Source organism: Nostoc sp. CCY0012, assembly GCF_963920855.1.
GTDB lineage: Bacteria > Cyanobacteriota > Cyanobacteriia > Cyanobacteriales > Nostocaceae > Cyanocohniella.
Genome location: NZ_CAWUDM010000182.1, coordinates 1 through 7115, shown reverse-complemented (window position 1 = coordinate 7115; position 7115 = coordinate 1). Strand labels below are relative to the sequence as shown.

Below are 7115 nucleotides of genomic sequence, written 5' to 3'. Positions count from 1 at the left end.
AGTTAAGTCTGCTGATGGGTTATTGAGATGGGTATTAAGTAATGGTTTCGTTCGATAAAATCGATCACGATGAATTGCTCAGAAAAATCAATACATTCCCAACAATGCAGAGACTGATCAAAGCATGGTTGAAATCGGGTGTAATGGATGATGGTCAATTCTCAGAGACTAACGAAGGCACACCCCAAGGTGGCGTAATCTCTCCATTGCTCATGAATATAGCCCTACACGGGTTAGAGCAATTAACAATAGACTATGCCAGAAGCCTGAAAGGCAAAAAGAAAGTAAATCAAAACACAATATCCTTAATAAGATACGCCGATGATTTTGTAATTCTTGCCAATGAATCATCACAAATAATTGAGATGAGAGAGTTAGTAAAAACGTGGTTAGCAACAATGGGGCTGGAATTAAGTCCTAGTAAAACCAGCATTGGACACACCCTACAGAATCCACAACAAAGTACCGAACGCAAGGAATACATATCGATGTACACCCGCAAAAAGTACCTATTAACAGAGGAAGTAGAAGACCTCAAATTCTCTGATGAAGCAGGATTTGATTTCTTAGGGTTCAATGTCAGACAATACGAAATGGATAAAAACCAATCAGGTAAATTATCAAACGGTAAATTACTAGGATTTAAAACACTCATCAAACCCAGCAAGAAAGCCATCAAGAAACACTACGACGCAATATCAGGAATCATAGAATCCCACAAATCAGCCCCTCATGAAAGGTTGATAAAACACCTAAACCCGATAATTATCGGATGGGTAAATTACTACTCAACTGTAGTAAGTAAGGAAACTTTTTCCGAGATTGACCACCTAGTATATCAAAAGCTTTCCAGATGGGCGAAGCGCCGCCATCCTGGTAAATCCGGGACATGGGTATCCAATAAGTATTGGCATACCGTAGGTGGAAATAACTGGGTATTCTCAGTAACCAGAGATGGAAAAGTAGCCGAAACCTTAATAGACCATGACAGCAAGAAAATTGTTAGACACGTCAAGGTTAAGGGGATAGCCTCACCTTTTGATGGGAACCTGAAATACTGGAGTTCTAGAAGAGGAGAACACCCCTTAGTTCCAAAAAGAGTAGCAATACTCCTAAAGAAACAACAGGGAAAATGTAATCACTGCGGATTGTACTTTAGGGAAGATGATTTAGTCGAAATAGACCATATTATCCCTACGTCACTAGGCGGAAAGGACAGATATGAAAACCTTCAGGCTTTACATCGTCATTGCCATGATAGCAAAACTGCCAACGATGGTAGTCAGAAGAGTGACTCTTCTGAAAGAGGTACTCATAACAAGAGCCAAATTATTGAGGAGCCGTGTGAGGTGAAAGTCTCACGCACGGTTCTGAAGACGAGCGGAACTCGTGAGAGTTTCGCTTAGTTTAATCGTTACAACCAGGGTAAGCGCGAAGTTCACACCCCCTACCCCGCAGGTGTTGAAGTTCTTATCGATGATATTTCCCAAAAAATGAAACACCTCAATGGTGGTAAAATCGGCGACCCCTCCAAAATCCGATATGTTTTAGAAATGGGGCATACCAAGTACAGCCGTGATATCGATATTAAAGATGTCTACAGCACTTGTTTAAAAGATTGGTATGAAAAGTATTTGAAGAAACCAGTCAGTCTGACACTAGATGCCAAACACCAAGGGGATGAAATCTGGGCTATTGGTGGCGGCTGTCTGTTACCTGGATTCAAAAAGCTATTAGAGAAAAACGGGTTCACAATTCTGGATAATCCGGTAGAAGCTAATGCCTTTGGACTTCTAGAGATGGCAAAAACCATTATGAAAAAAAATTCCGCAAGCACAGTTGCTAGGTAATCACAATGGCAGATAAACAAGACTTAGCCCCGGAAAAAGTTCGCATTAAAGATAGCTACCGTGAACGTATATTTACGGAATCCCAACAATTAGATAAAAGTTACCTGGAGACACTCTACTTTATCATTGATTGCTATTTTGCTTTCAAAAAGGGTGCATTTCCCATACAACAATTAGTCTCACAAGCCACACATACGCCAACTTTTATATCTAGGAATACTGAGCAAAACCAACAAAACCAGCTCCCTTCGTCTATATCCGAAACCCCGGAAGAATCTGACAATCAAACATTTACCCTTGACTTTGATTTGTAGCATTTCTCACGACTGGCTTGAGGCGACAAAATTTTTCTCAGAATTTCTCAATAGCCAAATATCCTGGCTATTGTAGAACTCACCACGTTGCTCCAATTGAAACCCACCCAGCAATAATCCCAACCATACCTCTACCATTGGCATTTTCAAAACCCGTTGCAGTTTGTCCACAGAAATGTCGTCTTTGATATTGACTAAATAAAGAGAGATCGCACTTTGCCCCACATTCCGCACCCCCCGGTGTCACAATCGGTAATTTCGTATTTTTGAATTCATTTTAGGATGTTTTTTATACAAAAAGGTCGAAATCTTAGGTGGCGATCGCTAATCCCAAACCCCCAAACGACCATTTTTCGTTGTGTGACAGTTTAGGGTGCGGAAGATGGGTTCTACATCTTCATCACTTGCCAAATTCCGAACATCCTCTAAACTCGTTACTTCTTCCACCATTGCTAACACTTTTTCTTTCTCCACCGGGGCTACTACTGAATCATTGGACTCACCTATATGAGAAAAGTGATGCGCCCCATGTGGTTTAAAAGTCTGCGGTATTACTGGTTCTATTAAATCGTCTAAATCTAACTGCATTGTTGTCCGTACTAATCCCGCAAACATATCGGTACTAATCACGGGACCTTCAGGATGATTTTGATCGCGTACATCCTGCAAAACCGACTCAGCACGAGATTTGAGAATATCTGCAATTTGAGAAAAAGCCAGTGCTGCGGTTGATAATTGTACTTCCACAGGTAAATCATGCAATTCTGCATCTAAACACTGCCATACTGCATCAAGTGAAGATGTTGGTGGAGCTTCTGACATCTCATCTAGCACATCCCAGATAGTTAACTGACGATACGTGGTCATAGTTATAATTCTGGATGTAATGGACAAGGGCGCACTGGACAATGAGATGGGCTAATCTCGAACATATCCTTATATTGATACAGCGAGACACCATATTCTTTGGCAAACGCCTGCAACACCTTATCTGTATAGGCGCGTATCTTCCCTGCTGTTAGCCCAAAGCAGTGAATTGGCTCTAACCGACAAATAGGTTTTTGCCCCAACCATAGTTCTGCACCCAAGGCGTGTAATGGCTTATCCCCTGGTTCTTTATATAAATACAGCACAGCAAAATACGTTGCAGGCGGTTCAACTGAGATCGCTTCAATTTGTGTTGAATCATCCTTACTTCGGTTGCGGTAGAACGAACGGCGATTATGGCACACCTTTGGATTCCAGCAGCCATCACCTTCTGTCCCATGCAGTACTTTAGCCTTAGATGTCGGTAACGTAGCACACAGTTGGCACTTCGGATCAAGTGGCTTGGGCATGGGTTACTCAGATTCTTCCTCGCCAATTGCACGATAGTAAGCAGAGATCGCCGCCTCTTGTTCGCTACGCAGTGTATATCGCCGAAACGCTTTCTCACTTTGATGTCCCGTCAACTTCCGCGCATGGCTGGGATCAACACCTAATAGTAATAATTCGGTGGCATAAGTATGGCGGAATTGGTGAGGATGCAAATCTTCAATGTCTGCTAATTCCCCAATTTTCTCCACTGCAAAGTAAATCCCGTGATAACTCAAGCGTTCACCCTTATATGAGGCATGGTGTGAAATCATTAATGGGGAGAGACTGTTGAGTTCTTCACCCAGTTCTTGCCGCGATCGCAAATATCCTTCTAGTACGTCACGGCTTTCCTTTCGCAACGGCACTAAGCGTGGTTCATTCGTTTTCGTATCTGGTAAAAACAGCAGTTTTCCATCAAACGAACCAACATTTAACTGCACGATTTCCCCGGCACGTAGTCCGTGACTGAGAATATGAACAAGTGCTGTATCCCGTTGTTTTGTTTCTCCTAACAATTCTAAAGCTGACCACACCCGTTCCATCTGTTCATCTGTTAAACTTTGGGCTGGTGGCAGTGGCACTTTTTCCAGCTTTATCCCCAATGTGGGATTAGTAGCGATTATATCTGGATATGTATAGCACATCCACTTAAAAAAGCTTTTAAGCGCGGACACCCCAGCATTGATACTACTTTTTGAAAGCGGTTTTTCTGAATCAGTCTTTACTTCGTCGCGTAAATATTCCTTGTATAAACCTAAGTGGCGCGGACGCAACTCATGATAGTGCAGTTGTGTCCATCCCAAGAACCGCTTTAGTTCCCGTTCGTATAGCTTACGGCTGTTGGGAGCCAGGTTGTTGCTGCGTAAAAATTCTAGTACTTTCACCCACCGGATATCAGTAGGTAGAGATGTTTTTGCAGTTATTTTATTACCTTCTAGCTTTCTTTTAACTGCGGTATCTTCAATAGGAATTAATTTAATTGGCGGTAAAGATTCTGCCCTCTCCATATTTTTTTATTTAATTAATTGAATCAATAGTGTTATTTGTTAATTTTGAATAATGCTGTAGCTTTTTAAAAAAAGATGCGATTTTCAATTAGCCTTAGTTAAGGCTTGATTGCCGCCATCGATTAAATCTACATTTTCTCTCCACTCTATTTGCTATGCAATTACTTACGGATATTTTTCTTGGCTCCTTAATACTTGTCTTTCCACCACACGATTGGGAATATTAAACTGAAGTAATCTGGCAGTGGCTTTTCCCATCTGTGTTTTTCCCTCAATTCTCGCATCTTCAAAATAGAAATGTTCATCCCAAATTTGACGACGCGGGTTAAACAATGGGACAATTTCTCCTGTAACTGCGTCAATAGTAGCGAAATCAGAACCTTTATGACGATTGCATGATAGGCATGAAAGTGCTAAATTTTCTGCCGCAGTTTCACCTCCATGTTTGACCGCGATAATATGATCTACTTCATGAGTATAAATTGAATAATCTTGATGAATTAAACAATATTCGCAGCGTCCTGAAGCTCTATTTACGATCAGCTTTCTCAGTTCTGTAGAAATTGAATTAGAAGGCATTTTCTTTGATTACTTTTTCATAGCACGCGCCTTGAGCAAAATCATCATATGTTCTAATTGCTCGTAAACATCTAATTCTGCCGTTTCTATGGAAGTAAGTGTACCAAAACGGTTTTTTTCTAATAATATTTGCAGCCTTCTTTGAGCATTGGCTGAGACTTTAAAGGCAATAATTTCTTCTAATGTTGGACGCTTAATCAAAAAATCTAGCACTTCTTGATAAACTTCGGCAATTTCTCCAGTCACCGTATTAACTTGAGACTGTTGTGTTGTTTGTGTGGGATCACTATCCAACAATCGCCAGAGCAATTCAGGTAAGCGACTTTGCAAAGGTTCTAAACGCCCGGCTAGTTCATCCGGTATTTGAATGGTTAGTTGTGCCACGCTTGAAACCATTAACTATAAGCTGTTTGCTCATATTATGCTTGAAGTTACGTTGTAATACAAGACTACAACACAAAATAAGATACCCTTATCTTTTCTCCGATATAATCTCCGATTAATTCCCTCTCCCACCAGATACACAACTTTTTACCAACATGCGATCGCGGATGGAGCATGTTGGTAACGAGAATAAATCCTATTACGCTGCCGATAAATTTTGCTGGCCTTTGGTATCGCCTGTGATGCCTAACGAACGCGATACACACTTTCTCAGTGCTAAAATTTGCACTTATAGCTATAATTAGCCTTAGTTTATTATAGGCTTAATACAATCTTAGTTATCATCGAGTGCAATCATAGTTTACAAAAATTGCTCAGGCGGTAGACATTCATGCACCTGCATGGACGAGGCGATCGCGTGCCGAATGTTTTGAATAATAGCTATCCTATCCCTTTCTTCTCAAAATACTGTTGATGTTCCTCGCTTGCTAAGTAATATTCACTAGCCTCTTTTATCTCTGTCACAATATCGCGTTCAAATCTGCCTGACACTTGAATTTTGGCTTTTGACTCCTTCAGTAGACCGAAAAGTTTGGCGATCACTCCGTGATGAATACCTGTATAAGTAGATTTTCGTTGAGAATTAGTAATTTTAAATGTCAGTATTGAATGGCTGAGTTGGCTCTGTAATATAAGTAAAGTTAATAAATCAGCCAAGTGAAAGAACAAATCTCACACCAGAATATGATTATGCTGTGATTGCAGAAAATTTTGTCAAAGAGTTGCGGGAGAATCAAACTAGAGGGATATCTGGTTTGACAAAGATATTTGGGATCAAATTAATTTAAAAATATGTCTCAAGGTAGATATATTTTGTTGCTGATACTCAATGGAATTTACAAAGTTGTAAACTCTATGATGCACTACATTTTTATTAGAAATATAAATTTTACTAATATCAAAATATCTAGCTTAAATTACTAAAAAATATTAAGATAATATGAAAGTAAGCGGTTAATTGCTGCTTGGAATAATTTTACTTCATTAGCTCAGGTAAATTGAAAAGTTACCGCTTTTCCCTTACCTTTTCGGTTTACCCTGTCAAACAAACTTGGCAAACTATCAGGTATCAAATAATAATGTTAAAACGTCGCACAATACTAGCCAGTCTAGCTGCGCTTGGCTTTATTTTGGCTGTGAGTACACAGGTTTATGGTACAACGGCTATCGGTCCAAATGCTTGGGAAACTGTATTTAATAATGCAGTGGCCTCCGCAACAACGACAATTCCACAAAGCTCACTTCTTGGTATTATTACTGGTCTGATAGATGACTTGGTAACATTTCTCAACGTTTATAACTTGTTGAGCGGATTTTGGGCCGGTTAATTCTCTATCTTATAAGCAAGTAGGAAAGAGTTGAAAAGGGGGATTATGGCAATATGATTTTTTGCTAATTCCTGCGCTCGGACTGGCGTTTCGCTCACCGTAGGCGACGCTGAATAGTATCTTTTCCTCGTTAACACAAATTATCCGGCAAATAATAAATACTCCATAGCTCGTGAGGAGCCTTCCTTAGTGGTGCAGAAAACTTTTTGGAGTCTCAAGTTGAAAAAACAGTAACAC

The 7115-nt window shown here is 40.2% G+C and carries 10 protein-coding genes and 1 pseudogene; 4 read left to right on the top strand and 7 right to left on the bottom strand.

All coding sequences use genetic code 11. The annotated features are described in order from the left end of the window. Positions 1–41: 41 nt before the first annotated feature. The 3 genes and pseudogenes from ACM0OS_RS27880 to ACM0OS_RS27870 all read left to right on the top strand — a co-directional run bounded on the left by ACM0OS_RS27880 (position 42) and on the right by ACM0OS_RS27870 (position 2164). Positions 42–1406 (top strand): group II intron reverse transcriptase, encoded by a 1365-nt coding sequence (locus ACM0OS_RS27880; RefSeq protein ID WP_414546425.1) that lies wholly within the window; start codon positions 42–44, stop codon positions 1404–1406. Further along, a pseudogene (locus ACM0OS_RS27875) lies at positions 1407–1850 on the top strand (hypothetical protein); the annotation flags it as partial. Between the two features lie 5 nt (positions 1851–1855). Then, complete coding sequence (locus ACM0OS_RS27870; RefSeq protein ID WP_414546424.1) at positions 1856–2164, top strand: hypothetical protein; 309 nt, start codon at positions 1856–1858, stop codon at positions 2162–2164. Positions 2165–2170: 6 nt separating this feature from the next. Here the strand turns inward: ACM0OS_RS27870 and ACM0OS_RS27865 are convergent, their stop codons facing one another. The 7 genes from ACM0OS_RS27865 to ACM0OS_RS27835 form a co-directional block, all read right to left on the bottom strand. Next, positions 2171–2389, bottom strand: a complete 219-nt coding sequence (locus tag ACM0OS_RS27865) for a hypothetical protein (protein WP_414546423.1) — start codon at positions 2387–2389, stop codon at positions 2171–2173. A 99-nt stretch (positions 2390–2488) separates the two neighbouring features. After that, positions 2489–3031: a hypothetical protein gene (locus ACM0OS_RS27860; RefSeq protein ID WP_414546422.1), complete on the bottom strand. Its 543-nt coding sequence runs from the start codon at positions 3029–3031 to the stop codon at positions 2489–2491. Between the two features lie 2 nt (positions 3032–3033). Further along, positions 3034–3501 (bottom strand): hypothetical protein, encoded by a 468-nt coding sequence (locus ACM0OS_RS27855; RefSeq protein WP_414546421.1) that lies wholly within the window; start codon positions 3499–3501, stop codon positions 3034–3036. A gap of 3 nt (positions 3502–3504) precedes the next feature. Further along, on the bottom strand, positions 3505–4527 hold the full coding sequence (locus ACM0OS_RS27850; RefSeq protein WP_414546420.1) for a tyrosine-type recombinase/integrase: 1023 nt from the start codon (positions 4525–4527) through the stop codon (positions 3505–3507). Positions 4528–4692: 165 nt separating this feature from the next. Next, positions 4693–5106, bottom strand: a complete 414-nt coding sequence (locus ACM0OS_RS27845; RefSeq protein ID WP_414546419.1) for an HNH endonuclease — start codon at positions 5104–5106, stop codon at positions 4693–4695. A gap of 9 nt (positions 5107–5115) precedes the next feature. Beyond that, on the bottom strand, positions 5116–5502 hold the full coding sequence (locus ACM0OS_RS27840; protein WP_414546418.1) for a hypothetical protein: 387 nt from the start codon (positions 5500–5502) through the stop codon (positions 5116–5118). Positions 5503–5931: 429 nt separating this feature from the next. After that, the gene (locus ACM0OS_RS27835; RefSeq protein ID WP_414546417.1) at positions 5932–6207 is read right to left on the bottom strand and encodes a peptide-methionine (S)-S-oxide reductase; all 276 of its coding nucleotides are present in this window, start codon (positions 6205–6207) and stop codon (positions 5932–5934) included. Between the two features lie 422 nt (positions 6208–6629). Between ACM0OS_RS27835 and ACM0OS_RS27830 the strand changes: the two genes are divergently transcribed. Then, a complete protein-coding gene (locus tag ACM0OS_RS27830) occupies positions 6630–6878 on the top strand; it encodes a hypothetical protein (RefSeq protein ID WP_414545619.1) in 249 nt (82 codons plus the stop codon). Positions 6879–7115: the final 237 nt, after the last annotated feature.